Consider the following 26050-nt stretch of genomic DNA (forward strand, 5'->3'; position numbering starts at 1 on the left):
CGACCAAGGTCGCCGGTCATTGCCAATCTTTATTCGGCCTCGTTGGCAGAGTCGGCGTTGAGTTGACCGTACTTCGCTTCGCCAATCTTGCCGAGCAGCTCCAGCTGCGTTTCGAGGAAGTCGATATGACCTTCCTCATCCGCCAGCAGCTCCTCGAAAAGCTTCATCGAGACATAGTCGCCGGCCTCATGACAGATGTCGCGTGATTTCTTGTAGGCTGTACGCGCCTCGTACTCGCCAGCAAGATCGGCTTCCAGAACTTCCTTCACGTTCTGGCCGATGCGAAGTGGCGCAAGGGTCTGTAGATTGGGATGGCCTTCGAGGAAAATGATACGCGCGACCAGGCGGTCGGCGTGATGCATTTCTTCGATGGATTCGGCGCGCTCCTTTTTAGCCAGCTTGGTGTAACCCCAATCCTCAAGGAGTCGGTAGTGGACCCAATACTGGTTTACGGCGCCTAGCTCTAAAAAGAGGGCCTCGTTAAGCCGCTCGATGACTTTTTTGTCGCCTTTCAATGTCCGCTCTCCTGTTTTCTTCGTGGAAGTTTCTGAGGCGGGACATGAAATCAAATATTTCGGCTTCCGTCGAGTGGTGACGGGCGTGATATTCCTCTGTTGTTTGGATGATAATGTCCACCACGTTCGGGAAGCAGCCACAGCAGCGGCCCCGTTTCTCCATGGCGTGGTAGACTTTTGCAGGCACTATGAGCTGCCAACAGTCCTGATCGAGAAGTTCGTTGATGACTTCGCGGATTTCGTGATCAGTTATGTAATTGCAGCTGCAGACAAGCACGTCGTCATTCCAAACATGACATTCACTATCGCCTTTTGTGCAAAAGAAGACGGCGGTTGTCAAGAAAGAATCGAATCACCAACTGGTCCATTCGTCGCATGCGGTGAAAACGCAAAGGAGCCTCGTTGGGCGTGCGCGGTGCAGAAAGGAGAGGCTTGATGAGCCGCCTCAGTGGAAATTACGGCCTTTTGGCATGACTTGAGTTGTTTCTCGCACGCCGGCGCCGCTTGAAATCAGCCTTTTCTCCATGACTGCCTTTTCCAGTGAGTTTGCGAGTTTCCTTTGGCGAGGATCCATGGTCGGATTTAGCGCTTCATCTGAACGATCGCTAACGCCAAAACGACGGGCTTCCTTTTGCAGGAGGCCGAGCGCAGGCGTCATATCCTCGATATGCTCGACGACAGTATGGATCACGCCGCTATGGCTCTGAAGCTTGCCATATATCTTCACAAGCCGTGCGCCCATGACGATCGGGCGGTACTTCTCGAATACCTTCGTCCAGACAATGGCATTGGCAACACCCGTCTCGTCCTCCAATGTCATGAAGATGACGCCCTTGGCTGAGCCCGGGCGCTGACGCACCAAAACAAGACCGGCGATCGTTACTCTTTTTCCGTTCGGGATAGTCAGAAGATCGACACTCCTCACGACACCTGCCTTGTGAAATTCTTCGCGCAGGAACGAGACCGGATGTGCCTTCAAGGAGAGCGAGAGATAGCGGTAGTCCTCTATGACCTGTTCGCCAGGCAACATTTCCGGCAGTCTTGTCTCGGGCTCGACCTGCAGGTCGATGTGGCTTACCTGGTCAAACAGAGGGAGCTTTTCGGCGGCGCTCTTCGCATCGAGCGCCCGCACGGCCCAAAGCGCATCCCGTCGCGACAGTCTTATGGAATGAAAAGCATCCGCATCGGCAAGCCGCTCTATATCCGCTTTCTGCAGGCCTGAGCGCAGCCAGAGATCGCGAATGGAAGAATAGCCCTTGCCTCTATTGGCAATGAGCTTCTCCATACTCTCTTCCGAAAGGCCCTTTATCTGCCTGAACCCAAGCCGAACGGCTCGCTTTGTCTTGATGACATCCCGCATGCTGGCATGCCGGAAGTCGACTGCACGTCTGTTGAATTCGCTCTCCTCAAGCAAGCAATCCCAGTTCGATTCATTGATGTCGACAGGCCTGATCTCGACGCCGTGTTCCCGTGCATCCCTGACGAGCTGTGCAGGGGCATAAAAGCCCATGGGCTGCGAATTCAGCATCGCGGCACAGAAGACGTCGGGATAATAGGCTTTCACCCAGGACGAGGCATAGACCAGCAGCGCGAACGAGGCCGCATGGCTTTCCGGGAAGCCGTATTCGCCAAAACCCTTGATCTGATTGAAGCATTGTTGGGCGAAATCACGCGGGTAGTCCTTTGCGACCATGCCTTCGATGAACCGTGTTTCGAAATTGCCGATGGTGCCTGTTCGTTTGAATGTCGCCATGGCGCGTCTCAGCTGATCTGCTTCGGCAGGTCTAAATCCCGCAGCCGTGATTGCGATCTGCATGGCCTGTTCTTGGAACAAAGGCACGCCAAGCGTTCGCTTTAGAACCCCCTCAAGTTCCGGGCTCGGATATGTCTCTGGGATGCCCCGTGCCTTTTCCTCTCTACGTTTCAAATAGGGGTGGACCATATTCCCCTGGATGGGTCCTGGCCTGACAATGGCGACTTCGATGACAAGGTCATAGAACTCCTTCGGTTTCAGACGCGGCAGCATGCTCATCTGCGCTCGGCTCTCGATCTGGAAGACGCCAAGAGTGTCGGCCCGGCACATCATCGCATAGACCGGCTTCTCGTCTTCATGCGTGGCGTTGCCGAGATCCGCGAGCGTCTTCTTGACGTCGTAGTGCAGGAGGAGCAGATCGAATGCTCGTTTCAGGGCAGTCAGCATTCCGAGCGCCAGGATGTCGACCTTGAGGATCTTCAGATTGTCGAGGTCATCCTTGTCCCATTCGACCATGTAGCGTCCGGGCATCGCCGTCTTCATGATCGGAACGACTTCATCCAGCCTGTCTCTGGTGATGACGAAGCCCCCGACATGCTGGGTGAGGTGCCGGGGGAAACCAAGAAGTTCGGACGCATACTTCAGCACGTTTTTGGTTATTGGATCGGACGTTTCGAGCCCGGCCGCCTTTGCTTCCCGCTCGGACAGTTTTTCTTCCGACCATCCCCAGACCAGGCTACCGATGGCAGACTGGACGTCCTCGGAGAGACCGAAGGCCTTTGAGACCTCGCGCCCGGCTGATCGAGTGCGGTAAGTCGTTACGCCTGCCGTCAGACCGGCATGTTCTTTGCCGTATTTCGCGTAGATATGCTGGATGACCTCTTCGCGCCTTTCGTGCTCGAAATCGACATCGATATCCGGCGGCTCGTCGCGGTCCATCGAGAGGAAGCGGTCGAAGAGCAGAGTGCTCTTTTCCGGATTGACCTCGGTTATCTCGAGGCAATAGCAAATGACCGAGTTGGCCGCGGAGCCGCGCCCCTGGCAGAGGATCTTCTTCTCGTGCCTGGCATATTGGATGATCCGATGGACCGTCAGGAAGTATGGTTCATATTGTTTACGACGAACGAGATCCAACTCGTATTCGATATTCTGTTGGACTTTCTCGGGTATCTTTCCAGGGAAGCGTTTCGCGGCGCCTAATCTGGTAAGACGTTCCAGCGTTTCATACGGCGTTTCTCCCTCGTCATTCTCGGAGGGGTAGTTGTGCTCCAGTTCGTCGAGCGAAAAGGAAAGGCTTCCAAAGAACTTCGCCGTGTTCGTTACGGCGTGCGGATAGTCTCGGAGGAGACGCAGAATTTCGCTGCCACTCTTGAGATAGCGTTCGGCATTCGAAGCCAGGAGAAAGCCAGCCTCGGGGATGGGAACATGCTCGCGGATCGATGTCACGATATCGGCGAGGGGACGGCGGGCCGTGTCGTGGTAGAGCGGCTGGTTTGTGGCGATCAGCGGGATACGGCTGCGATCAGCCAGCATGGAGATGGTCGCAAGCATGCGCTTGTCGCGGCCATCGTAGACGGGAGCGAGCGCCATATAAACGTTTTTCCGAAAGCGCTTTCTGAAACGCTCCAGACAGGCTTCGAACGCTGCGTGATTGTTATCATCGGCAATGGACGGATGCGGAATGACCGCAAGCATCATGTCGTCGCCCCATTCCATCAGATCCGCTTCCGACAGAATGCACTTACCCTTCTCGGCTCTTAGGTTTCCGGCGCTTAGCAGTCGGCAAAGATGCGCCCAGCCTTGACGATCTCGGGGGTAGGCAAGAATGTCAGGCGTTCCATCCGCAAAGACAAGGCGTGCTCCCGGCTGGAAACGGATCGGATCGAGAATGATGTCCTTCTTTTCGCGCTCCTCCAGAAGCCCGGCTTTCTTTCGTTCGAACTTCTTCAGGATCGCCTTTGCCTGTGCATGCGCCCGGACGACGCCGGCAACGGAATTGCGGTCGGCTATGCCAAGGCCTCCGAGCTTCAGAACGGCAGCTTGAACGACCATTTCTTCGGGCTTGGAGGCGCCCTCCAAAAAGGAGAAATTGGTCTTGGCGCCGATTTCGAAGAAGGCGGACATCAGGCAATGACCCCATGCATGAACCAGTTCTGCGCTGCGTCACGCTCATAATGGCCCTGGCGATAGATCCAGAAGCGGCGTCCCTTATCGTCTTCGATTCGGAAATAGTCTCGATCAGCGGCTTCCTTCCCATCTAGGCCATCGAGCCACCATTCCATCGCCAGTCGCTCCGGGCCCTCACTCTTCAAGACACGGTGCTGCATGCGCCGCCAGTGAAAGCTCGCTGGTGCACCATCAGGGATTTCGATGGCAAAGGCATCCATTGGCTCCGGTTTCCGCAACAACCGAATAGGTCGCTCGCTCCTGGCCGGCGGCGGATGTCCCTCCCGGGTTTTCGGGGCGGACAGGCGATCGATTGCAGGAACGGCAATGACGGCTCTTTCCGGTATGTGGCTCTCCCGCAATTGGAAGGTTTGCAGGCAGTCCCCGCCAAGGCGCGCTGAAACCCGATCCACGAAGGCAGCAAGAGACGCGTCCTTCTGCTGGCGATGTTCGAAATCACCCTGTGAGCTCACGAAGTCCTCGTGCAGGAGAACGTTGAGGCGAAGGATTTCGAATCCGTAACCGGCATCGAAATCGTCGTGAATTGCCTGCAGGCGTTCGGCAAAGAGAGCGGCGATGCGCTTCGGTTCCCGCAAGGGCTGCGCGGTTCCGGCAGAAATCCTGAATACCTTGCCGTCGACACGAAACAGCACCAGTTCGAAGATGCGACCGCCGACGCCACGCGCTTCCAGGGAGGGCTTCAGGGAGACTGCAATCTGATCGGTGAGCGCAAGAATGTCATCTTCGGCTCCGATCGGCTCGATCAGGCGGCGTTCAACCGAGAGGCTTGCAACGGGCAGGCGCGGAGAGACCGGCTCTTCATCGGTTCCAACCGCCTGATCGAGCCTCAAGAGTACAGTGCCTCCAAAGCGGCGGGCGAGCGGGGCGCGGGGCGCGGTCAGCAAATCACCGATATATTTGAGCCCCATCTTGTTCAGGCCCCCTATGGTTTCCTCCTCGAGGCGCAAGGCTGCGACGGGCAGGGGGGCAAGTGCCCGTTCGGCCTCTCCATGCTCGATGATGCCGCCATGGCTGAAGCGGCTGATGGCCCAGGACAATCCGGGCGAAGAAGAGATGGCGCCGCGCGCGTCAATTCCCATCTGGAAGAGCCGCACGAGAATATCCTTGAGAAGGGATGTCTCACCGCCGAACAGATGGGCGCAGCCGGTGATGTCGAGGAACAAGCCATCCATGCCGTCGAGAGCGACAAGCGGAGTATAGCGATCGCACCAGTCGGCGATTGCTTCCAGGAAGCGCCGGTTGGCGGTCGGGTCGTCCTCGATCACATCAAGTGTGGGGTAGATGGCGCGGGCTTCGGCGACGCCCATATGCTTTCTAAGATTGAGGGTTTCGGCTGCTTCGTCCAGTGCCGTCAGCCGCATCGTATTGTTGAGGCGGCTGGAACAGACGATCGGTGCTGCTTCAGGACGTCCGCGCGAACGCCAGGAGAGCCCCCATTTCTTTCTTGATATCCGGTCGGTTGGAAGATGCGGAAAGTGGAGTGCCAGAATGCGCTGCGCGTTCGTCTGGAAGGCGAAGGTCGACTGATTGTGAGACGGCGAAAAAACGGCGGTCATGAGGGTTCCACTCCAGTAGAAAGGAGAGGGGAGCCGGGTTGCGGCTCTTCTCCAGGGTGAGATGAAAAACCGGATTGCCGATGCTACCGCCCAGCATCGTGCCATCCGGCAAGGGGCGCGCCTGTGCCGGCGCGGGTGCCACAAGGAAGCGGAAGCAAGCGCTGCTGGCCTCTTCCTCTCCAGCCTGCCGCAACAGGAAAAGCGGGCGTTTCGATGCTTTCGCCCGCAAACTCAAACGACGGCTTTCGGTCAGGCCGAAGGGCTTCGGATTGCCGCGAACCTCCAGAATTGTCGCAGGAAAGACGCCGCTTTCGACTGCGGCCTCAGCAAGCCAAAGGGCATCTTCAAGCTTGCGTGGACTGGCATAGAAGAACTGGTCCGGTTTCAGACCGAAATCGCGCAGGCCGACGGCGTAAGGGATGCCTGCCTCCATCGTGGAAACCATGTCCGCGATCCACAGGATCGGCAGCGGAACACTGGGGGCCTCTCCCACCTGGCGCTGCAGCATGGCGGCAAGCGCCAGCACAAAGCCGCTACCAGCACCGGCTTCGCGCAAGAGGTCGGAACGAACCTCGGTGATCCCGTCGAGTGGCAGGCCGCCATCAATCGCCTCGTCGAGCGCGGGGATTCCCAGAGGAAGACGAAGGCCATTGTCGTTCTTGGCGGAGAGGTCCTTATCGGCCAAGGCTTCGCCTTGCACGGCAGCCAAGGCAGGCGCGGGCTTTCCTTCAAGCTTTGCAATGGTTTCGCGGAGCGCAAAAAGCCGCTCGCGCGTCACGGCCGACTGTGCCATGACGTTCTCCAAGTCTTGTATGTTCCTGTTATGTTCTTATGGATTCCAGAGGCTGATGAAAGAGTCAACAGGCATTCGATGTGAATTTATTCCTGCCTTTGATTCCGCTCTCGAAAATCGTGCGCAAAGGTTCTATATGGGCGGCAAAGGAAGGAATATTCATGGCCCGCATAGACCAGAGCGAGGATTGGCGGGATCGCCACGCGCCGACGATCAGCACTTTCGAGTCGTTGGCAATGGAGGCGTATAGCCACCTGCCGGAAGAATTCCGCTCGCTGACCACCAATCTGACGATCGAGATCGAGGATTTCCCTGACGACGACGTGTTCGAGGACATGGCGCTGGAAACGCCGTTCGACCTGCTTGGCCTCTTTGAGGGACGAGGCATCTCCGAGCGTTTCACGATGGAAACCGGTGAATTGCCGAACCGTATCCGCCTCTACCGACGGCCGATCCTCGACTACTGGGCCGAGAACGACGAGACGCTGGGCGATATCATTACCCACGTCCTCATCCACGAGATCGGCCACCATTTCGGTCTCAGCGACGACGACATGGAACGGATCGAGGCGAGCGCCGAAGAAGCGGCCGAACGCTAAGCCTTCGCTTACTGTTCGGACAGCTTCATGTCCGGATGGTAGTCCCTGCCTTCGATTTCCTTGACGATCGCCTGAGCGCACATCACCTGGCCGGTCTGGGTGTTGAAGGTCATCGACGGCGAGCCGTTCAGCGACCAGCCCTTGTTGAGGGCGTCGGTCACGCGGTGACAGAAAGCGGCATCATCCTGGCCGGTCAGAAGGCGATAAAGCTTCATCTAAAGTCGTCTTTCACTTCGCCGTTTGGCGTTCTGCAATCAGGCGGGCTTTATGAACCAGACTTTCCGCCTGGACAAGATGCAGGCGCTCGATCATCCGGCCATTGGCATTGATGACATTCAGGCCTTCGGTAGCGGGGTCGGCAAAGGCGGCGATGATCGCCTCTGCTTCGGCAATGGCAGCCTCATCGGGGCCGAAATGCTGGTTGGCGGTTTCGATCTGCGCCGGGTGGATCAGCATCTTGCCGTCGAAGCCCATGGCGCGGGCATGCGCGCACTCGGCATTGAAGGCATCGGCATCCCTGAAATCGTTGAAGACGCTATCGATCGCGTCGAGGCCATAGGCGCGTACGGCCAGAACCACCTGCATAAGCCAGGGCACGAGATAGGTGCGGCCGGGCTGCGGCAGGACGCCGGTTTCCTTGCGAAGGTCGTTGAGGCCGACGACAAAGCAATCCAGTCTCGAGCCGGGTGTACGCCCGGCCTCGGCAATCGCTGCGGCGTTCAGAATGCCGCGTGGGGTTTCGATCATCGCCCAGATGCGAAGATTCTCCGGCGCGTCGGCATCGGCGAGCCGGTCGCTGACGGACATCACATCCTGAGGTTCATTCACTTTCGGCAGGAGTAGGGCATCTGGCTCCAGTGCCAGGACCAGTTCCATGTCCGCATTGCCGAATGTGGAATCAAGCGCATTGATGCGGATGATCCGCTCCTTGTTCACAAGAGGAGGGCCCGAAAAAAAGGCTTTCAGATTGTCGCGGGCTTCCGCCTTTCGCTCCGGCGCCACCGAGTCCTCGAGATCGAAGATCACGGCGTCGCAATCGAGCGCATGGGTTTTTTCCAAGGCGCGTGCATTGATGGCCGGAACGCTCAGCACCGAACGGCGGAGATTCAAGGAACGAGTCGGAGAATTGCGGGTCATCACAAATCTGTGCCAAGCTTTGTGATGGGTGGCAAGACAACAAAAAGCCATGCTCACCTTGCAGAGAAAGAAATGAAGGACCACATTCCTTTCCGAAGAAAGGTCTAAACACATGCAAAGCATTCGTTCCGTCTTCCTCCTGCTCGCAGGCATCACCGCCTTTGTTGCGCTCGCGCTCGTCACTTTTTCCGTGACACTCGCAGTCGGTGGTATTTTGACGGTGCTTATGGTCGGTCGCGCGCTTTCGCTGAAGATGAAGCCGGCGCCAATCCGCGCAACGGCAAAGGCAAAGCCTTACTCCGGCGAGAACATGCGCATCTGGAACGACGGTCGCGGTACGATCATCGACCTCTGACCGCTAGGTCGCTTCTGAAAAATTTCGACTTCGCTGTCGGCTCGACTGATCTTCCTGCGTCTTTGAAAGGTCAGGGCTTCTGCCCGAACCAATCAAGCAATGGAGGACAGTATGGATACCGCAACGGAAACCGGCACGACAACGATGCCGCCAGTCAAGAATGGCTTGTTGCCTTATGTCACCGTCGATGGTGCGTTGAAGGCCGCGGAATTCTATAAGCGTGCGTTCGGCGCCGAGGAGGCGTTTGTGGTCCCTCCGGATGAAAACGGCCGGACGATGCATGTTCACCTCTACATCAACGGAAGCTCGCTGATGTTATCCGATGCCTATCCGGAGCATGGTCATCCGTTTCAAAAGCATCAGGGTTTCACTCTCCAGCTTGTTATCGACGATATCGATTTCTGGTGGGATCGTGCCGTTGCCGCCGGCGTAGAGGTGATCATGCCGGTTCAGCTGATGTTCTGGGGTGATCGATATGGCCAGCTGCGTGACCCGTTCGGGGTTCTCTGGGCGATGAATGCGCCGGCTAAGGCAAACTGATATCACGGCAACTATGGCCGGCTGCGCGTCGAATCCGCGCGTGGCCGCTCCTACGATATAAATTTTCCTTCATTTCGGTCGAAATCTGGACTAAACGCTGATCAACAAAACTACGTCTGCTGACATTGGAGCCAGGCCATGGACAAATTCGTAAAGCTGACGGGCGTCGCTGCCCCTCTGCCGGTTGTCAACATCGATACCGACATGATCATTCCGAAGGATTACCTGAAGACGATCAAGCGCACGGGTCTTGGCAAGGGTCTTTTCGCCGAAGCCCGCTACAATGAAGACGGATCCCTGAACGAGGATTTCGTGCTGAACAAGCCGGCCTATCAGAATGCAAAAATCCTCGTTGCCGGTGACAACTTCGGTTGCGGCTCCTCGCGCGAGCATGCGCCGTGGGCACTCCTCGATTTCGGCATCCGTTGCGTCATCTCGACCAGCTTTGCCGACATCTTCTACAACAACTGTTTCAAGAACGGCATTCTGCCGATCAAGGTCAGCCAGGAAAACCTCGACAAGCTGATGGACGACGCTTCGCGCGGTTCCAACGCGATCCTGACGGTCGATCTGGAAAACCTCGAGATCACAGGTCCGGACGGTGGCTCGATCAAGTTCGATCTGGACGAGTTCAAGCGCCACTGCCTGCTGAACGGCCTCGACGATATCGGTCTGACGCTCGAAAAGGGCAAGGCAATCGACAGCTTCGAAGCCAAGAATGCTGCAGCCCATCCCTGGGCTGCGTAAGTCTTGCAAGATTGCATGGTCAAAGCCGGGCTTTCGCCCGGCTTTTTCTTTGATCGGCTTACAGCAGCCGTTCTTTCCAGGTCTTCAGTTTCTCCAGCGAGACGCCAATGCCACCGCAGACTTCGATCAGCGGATTTTTGAAGCGGGCGAGACTATCGGCATGGACGTCAGCGACGGCGAGTGCGGCGCCGCAGGCAGGCTCGACCAGAATACGATAGGCATCGGCGAACTTCAGGCAGGCGGCGACCGCCTGTGCATCGCTCACCGTCACGCTTTCGATCGGGTGGTGCTTCGGCAGATTGAAAACGTGCTCTGCCACCTGGCGCGCACCGAGCGAGCTGGCGATGGAGGTGATCCCCGGTAAGGTGATGCGTTCGCCAGTGGCAAGGCTGGCGTGAAGGGATGCTGCCCCTTCTGTTTCAACGGCAATGACGGGCACATCAGACAAGCCGTTGCGCTGAAGGCCTGCCACGATGCCAGCCAGCAAGCCGCCGCCGCCGACGCTTGCGATGACGCAATCGAAATCGGCACCTTTTGCGACAACTTCATCGATCAACGTGCCGTGCCCTTCCCACAGGAGCGGATGGTCGAACGGGTGCACATAGGCAGCCTTCCTGGCATTCGCTTGCTCGATCGCAAAAGCGTTGGCTTCATCGAATACCGTTCCGTGGACGATCACCGCGGCACCGGTCGCCTCGATCGATCGACGCACTTCCGCCGACGTCGTCTCGGGCACGACGATCGTGACGGGAATGCCGAGTGCCCGTCCGGCGTAGGCGGCGGCGATCCCGGCATTGCCGCCCGAGGCGCAGAAGATCTCCCGGGCGCCGTTTTCGATTTCATGCTGGCAAAGCCCGCCGACGCCGCGGAGCTTGAAGCTTCCGGAGGGCTGCAGCGCGTCGAGCTTCAGCCAGAGTGGCTTGTTGCTCGCACTGTAGTCAGCAGAGGTGCGGAAAAGTGGGGTGTCCAGGTGGAGCGGTGCAGAAGGCATGATCGTACCCGATGAGCTTGGCGACATAGCCCCTTGTGGACCCGCTTGCGCTGGTCGGTCAACGAGCGATGGCACAGTAATTCCGCAACCGTACCGAATCGGCCTCCCACTCGCTTGAAATGCCGTTTTTGCGGGTCTAAGAAGCCGCAACTTGTTTTTCCGCGGAGGGTTTCATGACAGCGCGCAATCTTTTCCTGCTACCCGGCGACGGCATCGGCCCAGAGGCCATGGGCGAGGTCCGCAAGATCATTGCCTATATGAACGAGGCAATGGATGCGGGCTTCGTTACTGACGAAGGCCTGGTCGGCGGCAGCGCCTATGATGCGCATGGTGCTGCGATCTCCGAAGGCGACATGCAGAAGGCGCTTGCTGCCGATGCGGTTCTCTTCGGTGCCGTCGGTGGCCCGAAGTGGGATGATGTTCCCTATGAAGTGCGCCCCGAAGCCGGCCTGCTGCGCCTGCGCAAGGATCTGGAGCTTTTCGCCAACCTGCGTCCGGCCATCTGCTACCCGGCCCTGGCAAACGCTTCCTCGCTGAAGCCGGAGCTGGTCGAAGGCCTCGATATCCTGATCATCCGCGAATTGACCGGCGGCGTTTATTTCGGCGAGCCGAAGACCATCACCGATCTCGGCAATGGCCAGAAGCGCGCCATCGACACGCAGGTTTACGACACCTACGAAATCGAGCGCATCTCGGCCGTGGCCTTCGAAATGGCCCGCACGCGCCAGAACCGCGTCTGCTCGATGGAAAAGCGCAACGTCATGAAGTCGGGCGTATTGTGGAACCAGGTGGTCACCGCGACGCACAAGGACAAGTATTCAGACGTCAAGCTTGAGCACATGCTGGCGGATGCGGGTGGCATGCAGCTGGTGCGCGCGCCGAAGCAGTTCGATGTCATCGTCACCGACAACCTGTTCGGCGACATGCTGTCCGACGTTGCCGCGATGCTTACGGGCTCGCTCGGCATGCTGCCGTCGGCTTCGCTCGGCGCTCCGGATGCCAAGACCGGCAAGCGCAAGGCGCTCTACGAGCCGGTTCATGGTTCGGCTCCTGACATTGCCGGCAAGGGCATTGCCAATCCGATCGCGATGATCGCTTCCTTTGCCATGTGCCTGCGCTATTCCTTCAACCTCGTGAAGGAAGCCGACAACCTGGAAAAGGCGATCGCCAACGTGCTCGACAAGGGCATTCGCACCGGCGACATCATGGCCGAAGGCTGCACGAAGGTTGGAACCATTGAAATGGGTGACGCGATCCTCGCCGAGTTCAAGGCGCTTTCTGCCTGATATTTCACGTGAAACACGTTTCTGGCCCTTCGCATCATCAGATGCGGAGGGCCTTTGCTTGAAGGAGGCGGATGCCGCGCCTATCTCCCGTTCTGCATTGATGAAAGAGCGGAGTGGAATGAGCGAGACAGTCGATCGTAAGCCCAGTTCCTGGGGCTATCTGCGGAAGCGCTATGAGGCGCGGCGCACGATCCATCGGCGGGTTCCCTGGAAGTGGTTTGCATTCTCGGCGGTCAATGCGATTGCCATCGCCTTCTTCGTCTTCGATCGCCCGCTCGGCCTGGCGGCCAAGGATCTGGCGCCGCCACTCATCTCGATCGCCGGCGATGTTACCGATATCGGCAGACTTGCCTGGATCCTTGCCGGTCTCCTTACAATCTTCGCCACCGGCTATCTTGTCCGTCGCCGGCTCTGGAAAATCCGCAGGCGGTTCCGCATGGTCTATTTCGGGCAGATGACGGCCTATGTCGCGCTGAGCGTGCTGTTTACCAGCATCGTCGCCAACGTTCTGAAGTTCGCAATCGGCCGGGCGCGACCATTGATCTATGATCAGGAGGGGATCTTCAGCTTCGCGCCCTTCAACATGGATTTCCTGCACCAGAGTTTTCCGTCCGGACATTCAGCCAACATCGGCGCGCTGTTCGTGGCGCTCGCGCTTCTCTTCCCGCGCTTTCGTCTCGGTTTTATCGGTATCGGACTTTGGCTCGGCGCAACGCGCATCATCATCGGCGTGCATTATCCAAGCGATGTCGTCGCCGGTCTTGCGCTGGGTGCCTGGTTTGCCTTTGCAACCTCGATCCTTTTCGCGCGCTTCGGTCTCGTCTTCTCGATCGGTCGGGATGGCGGCTGGCCAACGCCGCGGCTGAGCCGCCTTCTCTGAGGCCCCCTTAAACGAAAAAGCCCGGCGCTTTGGGCGCCGGGCGACTGTTTTGACCTTGTTGTTCGGATTAATCCATGGCGTGGATATCGCGGTCCTTTGTTTCCGGCAGGAAGATCAGGCCGATGACCAGCGTGATCGCTGCGAAGACGATCGGGTACCAGAGGCCGAAGTAGATATCGCCGGTAGCCGCGCTCATTGCGAAGGCCGTTGCCGGCAGCAAGCCGCCGAACCAGCCGTTACCGATATGGTAGGGCAGCGACATGCCGGTGTAGCGGATGCGGGTCGGGAAGAGTTCGACCAGCAGAGCTGCGATCGGGCCGTAGACCATCGTCACATAGAGAACGAGCACGAACAGAATCGCGATCGTGCCGATCCAGTTGACGCGGGCCGGGTCGGCCGTCATGGCGAAAGTGCCACCGCCGGCGATATTGTAGACTGCCATGTCGGTGACGCCGTTTGCCTCATCCGCCGTCAGAAGCTTACCAGCCACGAGCTTGTCGGCGGGCAAGGTTTCCTTGGTACCAGCGCGGACCGCATCTGCGTTCAGCGCAAGCTCTGGATTGGCGGCAATGAAGGCATCCAACTTGGCGTCCGGAACCTTGATGGCGCCGCGGTTCAGCGGGTAGCCGCCGTCATGCAGGGCGATGTTGACGCTCTTTTCGAAGGCCGCCGTCATGCCCTTTGCCTTGTCGCCGGCCGCAATGGCGTCGAAGCTGGCGATGGTTTCGTCGCCGATCTTGACCGTTGCCGGCTGGCCGGCTGGACCGGGGACGACGTCATAGGGCACCGAGTTCTTGGTCAGGAAGGCTGTTGCCACATCGCAGGAGCTGGTGAACTTCGAGGTTCCTGTCGGGTTGAACTGGAACTTGCAGTCAGCCGGGTCGGCCGTCACGGTTGCGCGGACAGAGGCCTGCGCTTCAGCAAGCGCCGGGTTAGCCGTCCAGGTCATGGCCTTGAACAGCGGGTTATAGGTGACCGCGGCAATCAGCAGGCCGGCCATGATGATCGGCTTGCGGCCGATCTTGTCGGAGAGGCCGCCAAAAACGACGAAGAAGGGTGTGCCGAGAATGAGGGCAATGGCAACCATGATGTTTGCCGATTGCAGGTCGACCTTGAGTACGTTCTGCAGGAAGAACAGCGCGTAGAACTGACCGCCGTACCAGACGACTGCCTGACCCATCGTTGCACCCAGCAGGGCGATCAATGCGATCTTGGCATTCTTCCATTGGCCGAAAGCTTCGGTCAGCGGCGCCTTGGAGCCCTTGCCTTCAGCTTTCATTCTCTGGAATGCCGGTGACTCGTTCATCTTCAGACGGATCCAGACAGAGACGCCGAGAAGCACGACCGACAGCAGGAACGGAATGCGCCAGCCCCATGCGGCAAAGGCTTCCTTGCCCATCAGGAACTGAACGCCCACGATGACGACCAGCGACAGGAACAGACCAAGCGTTGCCGTTGTCTGGATCCACGAGGTGAAGTAGCCGCGGCGCCCATTGGGCGCGTGTTCGGCCACATAGGTTGCCGCGCCGCCATACTCGCCACCGAGTGCAAGACCTTGCAGGAGGCGAAGGCCGATCAGAATGATCGGTGCTGCGATGCCGATCGATGCCGCGCCGGGAAGAATACCGACAAGGAACGTCGACAGGCCCATGATGAGGATCGTCACCAGGAACGTGTACTTGCGGCCGACCAAGTCGCCGAGGCGACCGAAGACCAGCGCGCCGAACGGGCGAACCAGGAAGCCGGCTGCAAAGGCCAGGAGCGTAAAGATGTTTCGCGTTGCTTCCGGATACTGGGTGAAATAGGTCGCGCCGATATAGGTGGCGAGCGAACCGTAAAGATAGAAATCGTACCATTCAAAAACGGTACCGAGCGATGAGGCGAAGATAACCTTCTTCTCCTCGCCCGTCATCGGACCGGCTTTTGTGCCGTCGACGCTTGCGACATTTGCCATTTTCTGTCCTCCACAGAGCGAATGTGAAATGCGGCGCGCGACCATACTCTCCTCAAAGCATACCCCAGGTCGCGGTTCGCCTGACGAGAGTGTGACAGAAAATCTCCCTCATACAGAGAGCGGCTTTGGGATTATGACTTTAGTCTAAGCACTTGCTCAGCTTGTGCGGTGGGGCGCGCGCCTACGGATTTGCCGCGGAAAGATCGGCCTCGCACATGACTTGCAAACGTCCTTGCGCCCTCATGCTCGAAGTAGCGGTTTCCGTCGAGTAATAAAAAAGCCGGATGGCAGAACCATCCGGCTTTGATCAATCGACTTGCCTGTTTCCGATCAGGCAGCCTCTGTCGTGTGGGCCTTGCGGACTTCTTCATCCGTGAGGATGCCGCTGGCGCGGAGCAACGCAGCGAAGCGACCGTTGCTCTGGCTGAGCTCATCAAAGCTGCCTTCTTCAACGACACGGCCGCCATCCAGGAACAGCACCTTGTCCGCTTCACGAACCGTCGAAAGGCGGTGCGCGATAATGAAGGTCGTGCGGTTCTGGCGCAGGTTGTCGATTGCAGCCTTCACGCGGTTTTCCGTCTCGACGTCAAGCGCACTCGTTGCTTCGTCAAGCACCAGGATCGGCGCATCCTTGAGGATGGCACGGGCGATCGCCACACGCTGACGTTCACCGCCCGAGAGCTTGTTTCCGCGCTCTCCGACATGGGTGTCGTACTGATCTTCACGCGTCTCGATGAAATCGGCTGCGGCAGCAGCTTCGGCTGCGCGACGCATGTCTTCATCCGAAGCACCTTCCCGACCGAGGCGAATGTTGTCGCTGATCGAGCGGTTGAGCAAACCAGCATCCTGGAACACGGTTGCGATGTAGCGGCGAAGCGACTTGCGCGTGATCTTCGTCGTATCGTGACCATCGACCAGGATCTGGCCGCTGTCCGGGTCGTAGACGCGCTGCAGCAGGTTGATCATCGTGGTCTTGCCCGAGCCGGTCGGGCCAACGATCGCAACCGTCTGGCCAGCCTTGGCGGTGAAAGACACGTTGTGCAGGCCCTGTGCGGTGTTGCCGAAGCGGAACGACACATTGCGGAACTCGACCTCACCCTTGACGTCGGTGATATCGGCATTGCCGGCCGGCTCTTCGCGATCGCGGACCGAGTCTTCAAGCGAATAGAAGTCCTCGAGCTTCGAGCGGGCTTCGAAGATCTGCGTCGCGAACTGGCGCATCTGGTCGAGGCGTGAGATCAACAGGTTCGCAAAGCCGATGAAGGCAATGACGTCACCGATGCGAAGCTCGCCAGACTGAACCATCAGCGTACCGATCACCAGGATGACCATCATCGCAATGGTCGATGCCATGCGGTTCATGGCACCTGCGAGGGCCCACCAGTCGAGAACCGGATACTGAGCTTGCAGCAGGCGGTCGGCAAAGGACTTCAGCGCCTTCGTTTCCGCCTCGATGCGGTTGTAGCTGTGCAGCACCGACACGTTGCTGATCGAGTCGCTGACATGCGAGAAAACGGTGTGGTAGTGGTTCTCAACGGACGCCTGACCATCCTTGGTGCGGCTCATGACGAGACGACCGATCAGCCAGTAAGCCACGCCCAGCACGACAAGCACGCCCGAAAGACGCAGATCCATGGACATTGCGGTCGGCACCAGAAGCGCGATGGCTACGGCCGTTGCCAGGTGATTGCGCATGAACTCCAGCCACAGGCCGAAAAGCGTTTCACAAGCACGAAGCAGTGTATGCAGCGCATTCGACGTGCCGCGCTGGTGATGCCAGGAGAGCGGCATGGAGATAATGCGGCCAAATGCTTCCGTCAGCAGCGTAGCACGGCGGCCGTGAGCCAGCCGGTCGGCCTCACGAGCGACCAGAACAAATGCGATCGTATTGAAGACAGCAAAGCCGGCCCACATGAAAAGGATGGGCTTGACTTCGCCCTTGCCCGAAATCGCATCAATGATGCGACCGAACAAAATCGGTTCCGCGATCGTGATCGCGGCAAGCACGATGTTCGCGATAACGACCAGGGATACGCGGAGCTTGTAGGCGCCAAGATAGCGCAAAGCTCTTGCATAGACCTTGAATAGCGACACGGCGATACCTCTTGTGCACCTGCGAAATAGTGGATGTTGCGACGCTACAAAAAGATACCTGAACCGGCGATTAACGGAGCGTTCAGGCGGCGACCGCGGAAGATCCCTTTGGAAGGAGGCGGCTAACAATCGAGCCTGAAATTTTTTGGGGCAGTGTGAGAATTTCGCAATTTTCGCTTGCGTTGCAGGGCTGCGCTGGCACACCATAGATTGACGTTTTTGATTGCATTAAAGGGCGTGGGTCAAACCACCACGCCCGCTCGTCGTGGCCATTCGGCGCAGAGCCCAGTTTGGTAGGGGCATTTTTATGAATATTCATTCGTTAATTCAATTGCTTGTCGTTCTTGAAGAGTGTCGGAAGCCGGAGGGAGTGGTCTTTGAACTTGAACAGGTCATCCGTTCCTACGGATTTCACTATTATGGTCTCCTGAGACATTTCAAACCGACCGAAGATCCGATCAGCCTGATGTTTGCCGGCCATTGGCCGGAGAAATGGCCGCAGATCTATCTTTCGAAAAAATATGTTCTCAGCGATCCCACGGTTCGTTACCTCGCCTACGCTCAAAGACCCTTCCGCTGGAAGGACAGCCTTGCAGCTTTTCGCAAGGATCCGCATCATCGCCGCATGGAGCAGATGATGGCTGATGCACACAGCCATGGCCTGAAGGACGGGTATATTTTCCCGATCCAGGGTCGAAACGGCATTCTCGGAAATATGAGCGTCGGCGGACCACAGGTGGATCTCTCGCCAGTCGAAATCTCGCTTTTCGACGCAGTCGCACGAAAGGCCTTCTGGCGTTTGCTCGACCTCAAGGGAGAAGCGCAGTCTCTCGAAGAGGTTTCCGGCATCGACACGCGCCTGACGCGCCGAGAGATGGAAATTCTTCAGTATCTCGCGGAAGGCATGACGTCGGTGGAGATCGGCAAGCGGTTAAAGATTTCGAACCACACGGTCGACTGGTACATGAATGGGCTGCAGGACAAGTTGAAAGCAAAAAACAGACAGCATGCAGTTGCCGTCGCCTTCCGGCATGGGCTCATCACCTAGTCTTAGAGAAATTCTATTTCGTGCGGTCCAGGAAATTGAACTTTCCGTGACAGCGCGTTAAGACTTCTCTTCGCGGGTGCAGCATTGCCCGTTTCGATGCCGTGAGGAGACTGCATTGCCCATTTCCAAGATACTTGTTGCCAACCGTTCGGAAATTGCCATCCGCGTGTTTCGCGCGGCCAATGAGCTCGGGATAAAAACGGTCGCGATATGGGCGGAAGAAGACAAACTGGCGCTGCACAGGTTCAAGGCCGACGAGAGCTACCAGGTCGGACGCGGGCCGCATCTTGCCCGTGATCTCGGCCCGATTGAGAGCTATCTGTCGATCGACGAAGTGATCCGTGTCGCCAAGCTTTCGGGCGCCGATGCGATCCACCCCGGCTACGGCCTTCTGTCGGAAAGCCCGGAATTCGTCGACGCCTGCAACAAAGCGGGTATCATCTTCATCGGCCCGACGGCCGACACAATGCGCCAGCTCGGCAACAAGGTGGCGGCGCGCAATCTCGCCATCTCCGTCGGCGTGCCTGTCGTGCCGGCAACGGAGCCTCTGCCTGATGATATGGCTGAGGTTGCCAAGATGGCGGCGGCGATCGGCTATCCTGTGATGCTGAAGGCGTCGTGGGGCGGCGGCGGACGCGGCATGCGCGTCATCCGCTCGGAAGCCGACCTTGCCCGCGAGGTGACGGAAGCCAAGCGCGAGGCGATGGCCGCCTTCGGCAAGGACGAGGTCTATCTGGAGAAGCTCGTCGAACGCGCTCGCCACGTTGAAAGCCAGATCCTTGGCGATACGCACGGTAATGTCGTTCATCTCTTCGAGCGCGACTGCTCGATCCAGCGTCGCAACCAGAAGGTCGTCGAGCGTGCGCCGGCCCCCTACCTTAGCGAAGCCCAGCGCCAGGAACTGGCGGCATACTCGCTGAAGATCGCGGGCGCTACGAACTACATCGGCGCGGGCACCGTCGAGTATCTGATGGATGCCGACACCGGCAAATTCTACTTCATCGAAGTCAATCCGCGCATTCAGGTCGAGCACACGGTTACCGAAGTCGTCACCGGCATCGATATCGTCAAGGCGCAGATCCACATTCTTGACGGATTTGCCATCGGCACGCCGGAATCGGGGGTTCCCGAGCAGAAGGACATTCGCCTCAACGGCCACGCCCTGCAGTGCCGTATCACCACAGAAGATCCGGAGCACAACTTCATCCCGGACTACGGCCGCATCACCGCCTATCGCTCGGCGTCCGGCTTCGGCATCCGTCTCGACGGCGGTACGTCCTATTCCGGTGCGATCATCACCCGCTACTACGATCCGCTGCTGGTCAAGGTTACGGCCTGGGCACCGAGCCCGTCGGAAGCGATCTCGCGCATGGATCGCGCGCTGCGGGAGTTCCGTATCCGCGGCGTCGCTACCAACCTGACCTTCCTGGAAGCGATCATCACGCATCCGAAGTTCAGGGATAACAGCTACACGACGCGCTTCATCGACTCGACGCCGGAGCTCTTCCAGCAGGTGAAGCGACAGGACCGCGCGACGAAACTTCTGACCTACCTCGCCGATGTCACCGTCAACGGCCATCCCGAAGCCAAGGACCGGCCGAAGCCATCGGCTGACATAGCCGAGCCGATCGTCCCCTATACCAACGGCAACGGCATTCCTGACGGTACCAAGCAGCTGCTCGACAAGCTCGGCCCGAAGAAGTTCAGCGAATGGATGCGCAATGAAAAACGCATCCTGATGACCGATACGACAATGCGCGATGGTCATCAGTCGCTGCTTGCGACCCGCATGCGCACCTATGACATCGCCCGGATCGCCGGCACTTATGCCCACGCCCTGCCGAATCTCTTGTCGCTCGAATGCTGGGGTGGAGCGACCTTTGACGTCTCGATGCGCTTCCTGACGGAAGATCCGTGGGAACGCCTGTCGCTCGTCCGGGAGGCCGCACCAAATCTGCTGTTGCAGATGCTGCTGCGCGGGGCAAACGGCGTCGGTTACAAGAACTACCCTGACAACGTCGTCAAATACTTCGTTCGGCAGGCGGCTGCCGGCGGTATCGATCTCTTCCGCGTTTTCGACTGCCTGAACTGGGTCGAGAACATGCGCGTCTCGATGGATGCGGTGGCCGAAGAGAACAAGCTCTGCGAAGCAGCGATCTGCTACACGGGCGACATCCTGAACTCCGCGCGTCCGAAGTACGATCTCAAGTATTACACGGATCTCGCCGTCGAGCTCGAAAAGGCCGGTGCGCATATCATCGCCCTCAAGGACATGGCCGGGTTGTTGAAGCCGGCTGCTGCCAAGGTCCTCTTCAAGGCGCTACGTGACGCGACCAGCCTGCCGATCCACTTCCACACGCACGACACCTCGGGCATCGCCGCGGCAACGGTTCTCGCTGCCGTCGATGCCGGCGTCGATGCCGTCGATGCGGCGATGGATGCGCTATCGGGTAACACCTCGCAGCCCTGCCTCGGTTCGATCGTCGAGGCGCTGCGCGGTTCCGAACGCGATCCTGGTCTCGATCCGGAATGGATCCGCCGCATCTCCTTCTACTGGGAGGCAGTGCGCCATCAGTACGCGGCCTTCGAAAGCGACCTCAAGGGGCCGGCTTCGGAAGTCTACCTGCACGAAATGCCGGGTGGTCAGTTCACTAACCTCAAGGAACAGGCCCGCTCGCTCGGCCTGGAAACGCGCTGGCACGAAGTGGCGCAGGCCTATGCCGACGCCAACCAGATGTTCGGCGATATCGTCAAGGTGACGCCGTCCTCGAAGGTCGTCGGCGACATGGCGCTGATGATGGTTTCGCAGGATCTCACAGTCGCCGATGTCGTCAGCGCCGACAAGGAAGTCTCCTTCCCGGAATCGGTTGTCTCCATGCTCAAGGGTGACCTCGGGCAACCTCCGTCTGGCTGGCCGGAGGCGCTTCAGAAGAAGGCGCTGAAGGGTGATACACCCTACACGGTGCGTCCGGGCTCGCTTCTTGCCGATGCCGACCTCGATGCCGAGCGCAAGGCAATCGAGACCAAGCTGGAGCGGGAGGTCAACGACTTCGAGTTTGCTTCCTACCTGATGTATCCGAAGGTCTTCACCGACTTCGCTCTGGCTTCCGACACCTACGGCCCGGTCTCGGTGCTGCCGACGCCGGCCTATTTCTACGGCTTGGCCGATGGCGAGGAGCTGTTTGCCGATATCGAGAAGGGCAAGACGCTTGTCATCGTCAATCAGGCGATGAGCCAGACCGATAGCCAGGGCATGGTCACTGTCTTCTTCGAGCTCAATGGCCAGCCACGCCGCATCAAGGTTCCGGATCGCGCCCACGGTGCGACTGGGGCTGCTGCCCGCCGCAAGGCGGAGCCCGGCAATGCAGCACATGTCGGTGCACCAATGCCTGGCGTCATTTCCCGTGTCTTTGTCTCACCGGGACAGACGGTCAATGCCGGCGACGTGCTTGTTTCCATCGAAGCCATGAAGATGGAAACGGCGATACACGCTGAAAAGGACGGCGCGATCGCCGAAGTGCTCGTCAAGGCGGGCGATCAGATCGATGCCAAGGACTTGTTGGTCAGTTACGCCGGCTGATGGACATAGGAACAAAGCAACGGGGCGGCCTTTGGGTCGCCCCGTTTATTTTCCATGAAAAGGATTGATATGAGTAAGCTCAAGATTGCCGTTATCGTCGGAAGCACACGTATCGGCCGCTTTGCGGATCATCCCGCCAAGTGGATTGCCGAAATTGCCGCAAGCCGCCCCGACCTCGAGGTCGAGGTTCTCGATCTCCTGGACTATCCGATGTCATTCCTCGGACAGGCAAGCGCGACCGAAGCCCAGAACCAGACCGCGGAGCGCTGGAAAAAGAAGCTACGCGAGTTCGACGGCTACATTTTCACGGCGGCCGAGTACAATCATGCCCCGACCGCAGTCCTCAAGAATGCGATCGACCTCGGCGAATTCATCCATAAGCCTGTCGCGTTCGTTGGCTACGGCGGCGTCGGTGGCGCACGCGCGGTCGAGCAGTTGCGGTTGATCTTCGTCGAAATGAGCGCTGTTTCAGTGAAGACCGGCGTTCACATCTCGTTCCCGGAATATCTCTCGGTCGCCAAGGACGGAAAGAGCCTGAACGACTACGCGCATCTCGTCGAGGCCGCCAAGAACCAGCTTGACCAGCTCATCTGGTGGGGCAGAGCGCTAAAGGCGGCACGCGCGGTCTGACGCTCTACCCGCCGCCCGTGCTTAAATGTCGTAAGTATGGGCGGCGTTAATCGTCGAGATGAAGCGCTTGGTGCGCTCGCGCTCCGGCGCTGTGAAGATGTTCCGTGCGCTTCCCGTCTCCACCACGCTTCCGGCCTCGAGGAAGACAACGTCATTAGCGATCTTCGAAGCAAGACGCAGGTCATGCGTCGCCATCACCATCGTCGTGCCCTCGGTCGCGAGACGACCGAGAACATCTACCACTTCAGCCGAGAGTTCCGGATCGAGCGCCGATGTAGGTTCGTCGCAGAGAAGAACGCGCGGCGATGGGGCAAGCGCACGGGCGATTGCGACACGCTGCTGTTGACCGCCCGAAAGCGTTGACGGCCAGGCGTCGGCCTTGTGTGCCATGCCGACCTTCGTCAGCAGTTCCATTGCGCGTTCCCGCGCCTTCTCTTTCGGCCATCGGAGCACGGTGACGAGTCCTTCCATCACATTCTCGATGGCGGTCTGATGCGGGAAGAGCTGGAAGTTCTGGAATACCATGCCGGTCTGCCGGCGGATCTTCTGGATCGCCTGCCAGCCGGTTTTCTGGCCCGGGGCGAAGCTCAGCTTCTCCTCGCCGAGGCGGATCATGCCCGATGTCGGGATTTCGAGCAGGTTGATGCAGCGCAGAAGCGTGCTCTTGCCACCTCCCGAAGGACCGACGAGCGCCGTGACGCTTCCTTCTGGAATGCGGATGCTGATGTCCTTGAGGATGACGGCGTCGCCGAAGCGCTTTTCGATATGAGAAAGCTCGATCATGCGTTTGCCTCCAGCATGCCGCCGTAGCGGGCGAAGCGACGCTCAAGGCGGACCTGCAGCGCTGACAGAACGGAACTCAGGGCAAGGTATATCAATGCGGCTTCGATGTAGAGGATCAGCGGCTCGTAAGTGGTTGCGACGATGCGCTGCGCCGCCTGGAACAGCTCAGGCACCGTGATGGCGGCTGCAAGCGAAGTGTCCTTCACCAGCGAGATGAATGTATTGGAGAGCGGCGGCACCGCAACGCGCCCAGCCTGCGGCAAGATGGTGCGGCTCATCGCCTGGCGCCAGCTCATGCCGATCGAATAGGCTGCTTCCCACTGCCCCTTCGGTACGGACGAGATGACGGCGCGGATGATCTCCGAACTATAGGCGCCGATATTGAGGGTGAAGCCGATCAGTGCCGCCGGAAAGGCGTCGAGCAAGATGCCTATGCTTGGCAGCCCGTAGAAAATCACGAAGAGCTGCACCAGAAGCGGCGTGCCTCTGATAACCCACACATAGAAGCGGGCAATGGCGACAACAGGTGCCGGCCCGAAGAGCCGCGCTATTGCGGTGATCAGCCCAAGGATAAGACCGAACGTGAAGGACAGGAGGGTGAGCGGGATTGTGAAGATCAGGCCAGCCCAGAGGAGAGGCCCGAGCGAATCCGCCATCAATTGGAGCCAGTTCGGCAAGGTGCAATCCCCAAAGAAAGACGCGTCCAGCGAGGTTTCGCTGGACGCTTTTCAGGCACATATAAAGGATGTGGCGGCGGCAGCAAGCCGTCTGTAGCCGCGACTTACTTCGAAACGTCCTGGCCGAAGTACTTGTCGGAGATCTTCTTGTAGGTGCCATCAGCCTTGATCTCTGTCAGCGCCTTGTTGATTGCTTCCAGCAGTTCCGGCTCACCCTTGCGGATAATGATACCGGAGTAATCGGCATTTTCCTGCTCTGCGACAATCTTCACCGGCGCTTCCGGCTTGTGCTTCTTGAAGTCGAGGAAGGAAAGGCTGTCATTGATCGTCGCGTCGGCGCGCTTGGTCAGCACCAGCTGGATGGACTGGTCAAAGCCGTCGGTACCAACGAGTTCGGCACCTGCCTCCTGGGCGAGCTTGCCGAAGTTGCTGGTCAGTGATTGAGCGGATTTCTTGCCCTTGAGATCCGCGAAGCCCTTAATGCTGTCGTCGCCATCGCGAACGATAAGCACGGCCTTAGAGGCGATGTAGGGCTCGGAGAAATCATACTTCTGCTTGCGCGCCTCGGTGATGCCGACCTGGTTGATGACGGTGTCGTAACGCTTTGCGTCGAGACCGGCGATCAAGCCATCCCATTTGCCTTCGACGAACTCTGGTTTGACGCCGAGCTTGGCAGCGATCGCTTCGCCGATCTCTACGTCAAAGCCGACCAGCTTGCCGCTCGCGTCGTGAAAGGTGAACGGAGCATAGGTTCCTTCGGTGCCGATCTTGAAGACACCAGCGGATTTGATGGCGGCGAGGTTATCGCCTGCGACGGCGGGAAGAAGTGCGGCGGCCTGGATCAGTGCTGCGGCAGCGATGGTCTTCAGGAGGTTCATTTTTCTGTCCAATTCACGGTGTGTTCGATGCATGGAAAATCGCAGAAAAGCATTCAAGAGGAAGCGTAGAAAACTGCGAATAAAATCGGCAGGTGCGAATATTTTTCTCATATCTCACGATTTCGGTGTGCCTTGTTTCGTGGCGTGACGAAACGTGTATGCGCCCACCTTGCGTGCCTACTCTCATTTGTTTATGCACGTTATTGCCTGATTGGCGAGAAGATTGAGAAAACCGGCACGAACATGAATGAACTTCTGATGCAAGAACGGCAAAGCGCCATTTCGCGCAAGCTGCAGACCAACGGTCGTGTCCTTGCCGCCGAGTTGGCGGAAGAGTTCGGTGTATCCGAGGATACGGTGCGGCGGGATCTTCGCGAGATGGCGGCCGCGGGCCTCTGCGAGCGCGTTTACGGCGGTGCGCTGCCGGTTTCACCTGCCAGCACCAGCTTGAACCACCGGATGGGGGTTGCGCGGGATCGCAAGCACACACTGGCGCTCGCTGCCGTTTCGCAGATAGTGCCGGGATCGACAGTCTTCTTCGATGCCGGCAGTACGAATCTTGCTATCGCCGCGGCGCTACCAGCCGACATGGTATTGACTGCGGCCACGAACGCGCCGGCGATCGCTACCGCACTGCTCGAAAAGCCTTTGGTCAATGTCATTCTCATAGGGGGTCTTGTCGATCGGCAGGTTGGTGGTGCGCTTGGTGCGAAAGCCATGCGGGATATGGAGTCGCTGTCGCCTGATCTCTGCGTGCTCGGCGCCTGCGGTATTGATCTGGCAGCCGGTGTTACGACCTTCGGGTTCGAGGATGCCGAGTTCAAGCGCTTTGCGGCATCGCGGAGCAGGGAGGTCCTGGTTGCGGTGACCTCGGAGAAATTTGCCACCGCTGCGCCGCATGGCGTTCTTCCAGTGGCGCATTGTGGGTGTCTGGTGGTGGAGAGCGACGCCGATCCAGCCGTGCTGGCTCACTATCGCGAACGCGGCTGCAAGACGATCGTGGCCGGTGAGACGGTGAAAGCTTAATTCAATCGAGCGCCGGGCTGGTTCCGTCGCCACGCATATTG

23 protein-coding genes are annotated in these 26050 nt (G+C 58.7%); 10 read left to right on the forward strand and 13 right to left on the reverse strand.

Going from position 1 to position 26050, the window contains the following annotated elements; translation table 11 throughout:
• Nucleotides 1–29 precede the first annotated feature (29 nt).
• The 5 genes from bfr to JNB88_RS33550 all read right to left on the reverse strand — a co-directional run bounded on the left by bfr (nucleotide 30) and on the right by JNB88_RS33550 (nucleotide 6804).
• Nucleotides 30–515, reverse strand: a complete 486-nt coding sequence (gene bfr, locus JNB88_RS11290; protein WP_037131754.1) for a bacterioferritin — start codon at nucleotides 513–515, stop codon at nucleotides 30–32.
• Nucleotides 481–855 (reverse strand): (2Fe-2S)-binding protein, encoded by a 375-nt coding sequence (locus JNB88_RS33545; RefSeq protein ID WP_081930819.1) that lies wholly within the window; start codon nucleotides 853–855, stop codon nucleotides 481–483. The genes bfr and JNB88_RS33545 overlap by 35 nt, the downstream gene beginning before the upstream one ends.
• Before the next feature lie 105 nt (nucleotides 856–960).
• The gene (locus tag JNB88_RS11300) at nucleotides 961–4392 is read right to left on the reverse strand and encodes an error-prone DNA polymerase (RefSeq protein ID WP_220355548.1); all 3432 of its coding nucleotides are present in this window, start codon (nucleotides 4390–4392) and stop codon (nucleotides 961–963) included.
• Complete coding sequence (locus JNB88_RS11305) at nucleotides 4392–5945, reverse strand: Y-family DNA polymerase (RefSeq protein WP_338110988.1); 1554 nt, start codon at nucleotides 5943–5945, stop codon at nucleotides 4392–4394. The genes JNB88_RS11300 and JNB88_RS11305 overlap by 1 nt, the downstream gene beginning before the upstream one ends.
• Complete coding sequence (locus JNB88_RS33550; RefSeq protein ID WP_223217170.1) at nucleotides 5857–6804, reverse strand: ImuA family protein; 948 nt, start codon at nucleotides 6802–6804, stop codon at nucleotides 5857–5859. The genes JNB88_RS11305 and JNB88_RS33550 overlap by 89 nt, the downstream gene beginning before the upstream one ends.
• A gap of 161 nt (nucleotides 6805–6965) precedes the next feature.
• Between JNB88_RS33550 and JNB88_RS11310 the strand changes: the two genes are divergently transcribed.
• Nucleotides 6966–7403: a metallopeptidase family protein gene (locus JNB88_RS11310; protein ID WP_018855933.1), complete on the forward strand. Its 438-nt coding sequence runs from the start codon at nucleotides 6966–6968 to the stop codon at nucleotides 7401–7403.
• Nucleotides 7404–7411: 8 nt separating this feature from the next.
• Here JNB88_RS11310 and JNB88_RS11315 read toward each other — a convergent pair whose 3' ends face one another.
• Nucleotides 7412–7618, reverse strand: coding sequence for a DUF1737 domain-containing protein (locus JNB88_RS11315; protein ID WP_220355550.1), 207 nt, complete (start codon nucleotides 7616–7618; stop codon nucleotides 7412–7414).
• A 13-nt stretch (nucleotides 7619–7631) separates the two neighbouring features.
• The gene (locus JNB88_RS11320) at nucleotides 7632–8540 is read right to left on the reverse strand and encodes an HpcH/HpaI aldolase/citrate lyase family protein (protein WP_220355551.1); all 909 of its coding nucleotides are present in this window, start codon (nucleotides 8538–8540) and stop codon (nucleotides 7632–7634) included.
• Nucleotides 8541–8652: 112 nt separating this feature from the next.
• Between JNB88_RS11320 and JNB88_RS11325 the strand changes: the two genes are divergently transcribed.
• The 3 genes from JNB88_RS11325 (at nucleotide 8653) to leuD (ending at nucleotide 10182) form a co-directional block, all read left to right on the forward strand.
• Entirely contained in the window at nucleotides 8653–8895 is a 243-nt protein-coding gene (locus JNB88_RS11325) for a hypothetical protein (protein WP_220355552.1), read from the forward strand.
• Nucleotides 8896–9006: 111 nt separating this feature from the next.
• A complete protein-coding gene (locus JNB88_RS11330) occupies nucleotides 9007–9435 on the forward strand; it encodes a VOC family protein (RefSeq protein ID WP_220355553.1) in 429 nt (142 codons plus the stop codon).
• Between the two features lie 138 nt (nucleotides 9436–9573).
• Nucleotides 9574–10182, forward strand: coding sequence for a 3-isopropylmalate dehydratase small subunit (gene leuD, locus JNB88_RS11335; protein WP_037131773.1), 609 nt, complete (start codon nucleotides 9574–9576; stop codon nucleotides 10180–10182).
• 58 nt (nucleotides 10183–10240) lie between these two features.
• Here the strand turns inward: leuD and JNB88_RS11340 are convergent, their stop codons facing one another.
• Nucleotides 10241–11173, reverse strand: coding sequence for a pyridoxal-phosphate dependent enzyme (locus tag JNB88_RS11340; protein ID WP_220355554.1), 933 nt, complete (start codon nucleotides 11171–11173; stop codon nucleotides 10241–10243).
• 173 nt (nucleotides 11174–11346) lie between these two features.
• Between JNB88_RS11340 and leuB the strand changes: the two genes are divergently transcribed.
• Nucleotides 11347–12459, forward strand: a complete 1113-nt coding sequence (leuB, locus tag JNB88_RS11345) for a 3-isopropylmalate dehydrogenase (RefSeq protein WP_220355555.1) — start codon at nucleotides 11347–11349, stop codon at nucleotides 12457–12459.
• Between the two features lie 118 nt (nucleotides 12460–12577).
• Nucleotides 12578–13339 carry a phosphatase PAP2 family protein gene (locus tag JNB88_RS11350; protein ID WP_220355556.1) on the forward strand — a complete coding sequence of 254 codons (762 nt, stop codon included), beginning with the start codon at nucleotides 12578–12580 and terminating at the stop codon, nucleotides 13337–13339.
• Nucleotides 13340–13406: 67 nt separating this feature from the next.
• Here the strand turns inward: JNB88_RS11350 and JNB88_RS11355 are convergent, their stop codons facing one another.
• Together JNB88_RS11355 and JNB88_RS11360 are read right to left on the reverse strand one after the other, a co-directional pair.
• On the reverse strand, nucleotides 13407–15293 hold the full coding sequence (locus tag JNB88_RS11355) for an MFS transporter (RefSeq protein ID WP_220355557.1): 1887 nt from the start codon (nucleotides 15291–15293) through the stop codon (nucleotides 13407–13409).
• Nucleotides 15294–15623: 330 nt separating this feature from the next.
• Nucleotides 15624–17387: a glucan ABC transporter ATP-binding protein/ permease gene (locus JNB88_RS11360; RefSeq protein WP_037131785.1), complete on the reverse strand. Its 1764-nt coding sequence runs from the start codon at nucleotides 17385–17387 to the stop codon at nucleotides 15624–15626.
• Between the two features lie 307 nt (nucleotides 17388–17694).
• Here JNB88_RS11360 and JNB88_RS11365 point away from each other — a divergent pair, with 307 nt between their 5' ends.
• The 3 genes from JNB88_RS11365 to JNB88_RS11375 all read left to right on the forward strand — a co-directional run bounded on the left by JNB88_RS11365 (nucleotide 17695) and on the right by JNB88_RS11375 (nucleotide 22645).
• Nucleotides 17695–18435 carry a helix-turn-helix transcriptional regulator gene (locus JNB88_RS11365; protein WP_037132381.1) on the forward strand — a complete coding sequence of 247 codons (741 nt, stop codon included), beginning with the start codon at nucleotides 17695–17697 and terminating at the stop codon, nucleotides 18433–18435.
• 115 nt (nucleotides 18436–18550) lie between these two features.
• Nucleotides 18551–22015 (forward strand): pyruvate carboxylase, encoded by a 3465-nt coding sequence (gene pyc, locus JNB88_RS11370; protein ID WP_220355558.1) that lies wholly within the window; start codon nucleotides 18551–18553, stop codon nucleotides 22013–22015.
• Nucleotides 22016–22084: 69 nt separating this feature from the next.
• Nucleotides 22085–22645: an NADPH-dependent FMN reductase gene (locus tag JNB88_RS11375; protein ID WP_220355559.1), complete on the forward strand. Its 561-nt coding sequence runs from the start codon at nucleotides 22085–22087 to the stop codon at nucleotides 22643–22645.
• A gap of 21 nt (nucleotides 22646–22666) precedes the next feature.
• Here JNB88_RS11375 and JNB88_RS11380 read toward each other — a convergent pair whose 3' ends face one another.
• The 3 genes from JNB88_RS11380 to JNB88_RS11390 all read right to left on the reverse strand — a co-directional run bounded on the left by JNB88_RS11380 (nucleotide 22667) and on the right by JNB88_RS11390 (nucleotide 24983).
• Nucleotides 22667–23428 carry an amino acid ABC transporter ATP-binding protein gene (locus JNB88_RS11380; protein WP_220355560.1) on the reverse strand — a complete coding sequence of 254 codons (762 nt, stop codon included), beginning with the start codon at nucleotides 23426–23428 and terminating at the stop codon, nucleotides 22667–22669.
• Entirely contained in the window at nucleotides 23425–24105 is a 681-nt protein-coding gene (locus JNB88_RS11385; RefSeq protein WP_220355561.1) for an amino acid ABC transporter permease, read from the reverse strand. Before JNB88_RS11385 ends, JNB88_RS11380 begins: the two co-directional genes overlap by 4 nt.
• Before the next feature lie 104 nt (nucleotides 24106–24209).
• Entirely contained in the window at nucleotides 24210–24983 is a 774-nt protein-coding gene (locus tag JNB88_RS11390) for an amino acid ABC transporter substrate-binding protein (protein ID WP_220355562.1), read from the reverse strand.
• 243 nt (nucleotides 24984–25226) lie between these two features.
• Between JNB88_RS11390 and JNB88_RS11395 the strand changes: the two genes are divergently transcribed.
• Nucleotides 25227–26009, forward strand: coding sequence for a DeoR/GlpR family DNA-binding transcription regulator (locus JNB88_RS11395; RefSeq protein ID WP_220355563.1), 783 nt, complete (start codon nucleotides 25227–25229; stop codon nucleotides 26007–26009).
• Nucleotides 26010–26050 lie beyond the last annotated feature (41 nt).

Origin of the sequence: Rhizobium cauense, from assembly GCF_019511525.1 — a bacterium.
Classification (GTDB): Bacteria; Pseudomonadota; Alphaproteobacteria; order Rhizobiales; family Rhizobiaceae; genus Rhizobium; species Rhizobium cauense.

Coding starts and splice junctions, on each gene's coding strand:
- JNB88_RS11395 (WP_220355563.1), top strand. CDS start 25,227: ATGAATGAACTTCTGATGCAAGAACGGCAAAGCGCCATTTCGCGCAAG.
- JNB88_RS11380 (WP_220355560.1), bottom strand. CDS start 23,428: ATGATCGAGCTTTCTCATATCGAAAAGCGCTTCGGCGACGCCGTCATC.
- JNB88_RS11300 (WP_220355548.1), bottom strand. CDS start 4,392: ATGTCCGCCTTCTTCGAAATCGGCGCCAAGACCAATTTCTCCTTTTTG.
- leuB (WP_220355555.1), top strand. CDS start 11,347: ATGACAGCGCGCAATCTTTTCCTGCTACCCGGCGACGGCATCGGCCCA.
- JNB88_RS11340 (WP_220355554.1), bottom strand. CDS start 11,173: ATGCCTTCTGCACCGCTCCACCTGGACACCCCACTTTTCCGCACCTCT.
- JNB88_RS11315 (WP_220355550.1), bottom strand. CDS start 7,618: ATGAAGCTTTATCGCCTTCTGACCGGCCAGGATGATGCCGCTTTCTGT.
- JNB88_RS33550 (WP_223217170.1), bottom strand. CDS start 6,804: ATGGCACAGTCGGCCGTGACGCGCGAGCGGCTTTTTGCGCTCCGCGAA.
- JNB88_RS11375 (WP_220355559.1), top strand. CDS start 22,085: ATGAGTAAGCTCAAGATTGCCGTTATCGTCGGAAGCACACGTATCGGC.
- JNB88_RS11320 (WP_220355551.1), bottom strand. CDS start 8,540: ATGACCCGCAATTCTCCGACTCGTTCCTTGAATCTCCGCCGTTCGGTG.
- JNB88_RS11325 (WP_220355552.1), top strand. CDS start 8,653: ATGCAAAGCATTCGTTCCGTCTTCCTCCTGCTCGCAGGCATCACCGCC.
- JNB88_RS11355 (WP_220355557.1), bottom strand. CDS start 15,293: ATGGCAAATGTCGCAAGCGTCGACGGCACAAAAGCCGGTCCGATGACG.
- JNB88_RS11330 (WP_220355553.1), top strand. CDS start 9,007: ATGGATACCGCAACGGAAACCGGCACGACAACGATGCCGCCAGTCAAG.
- JNB88_RS11310 (WP_018855933.1), top strand. CDS start 6,966: ATGGCCCGCATAGACCAGAGCGAGGATTGGCGGGATCGCCACGCGCCG.
- JNB88_RS11390 (WP_220355562.1), bottom strand. CDS start 24,983: ATGAACCTCCTGAAGACCATCGCTGCCGCAGCACTGATCCAGGCCGCC.
- JNB88_RS11365 (WP_037132381.1), top strand. CDS start 17,695: ATGAATATTCATTCGTTAATTCAATTGCTTGTCGTTCTTGAAGAGTGT.
- JNB88_RS11350 (WP_220355556.1), top strand. CDS start 12,578: ATGAGCGAGACAGTCGATCGTAAGCCCAGTTCCTGGGGCTATCTGCGG.
- leuD (WP_037131773.1), top strand. CDS start 9,574: ATGGACAAATTCGTAAAGCTGACGGGCGTCGCTGCCCCTCTGCCGGTT.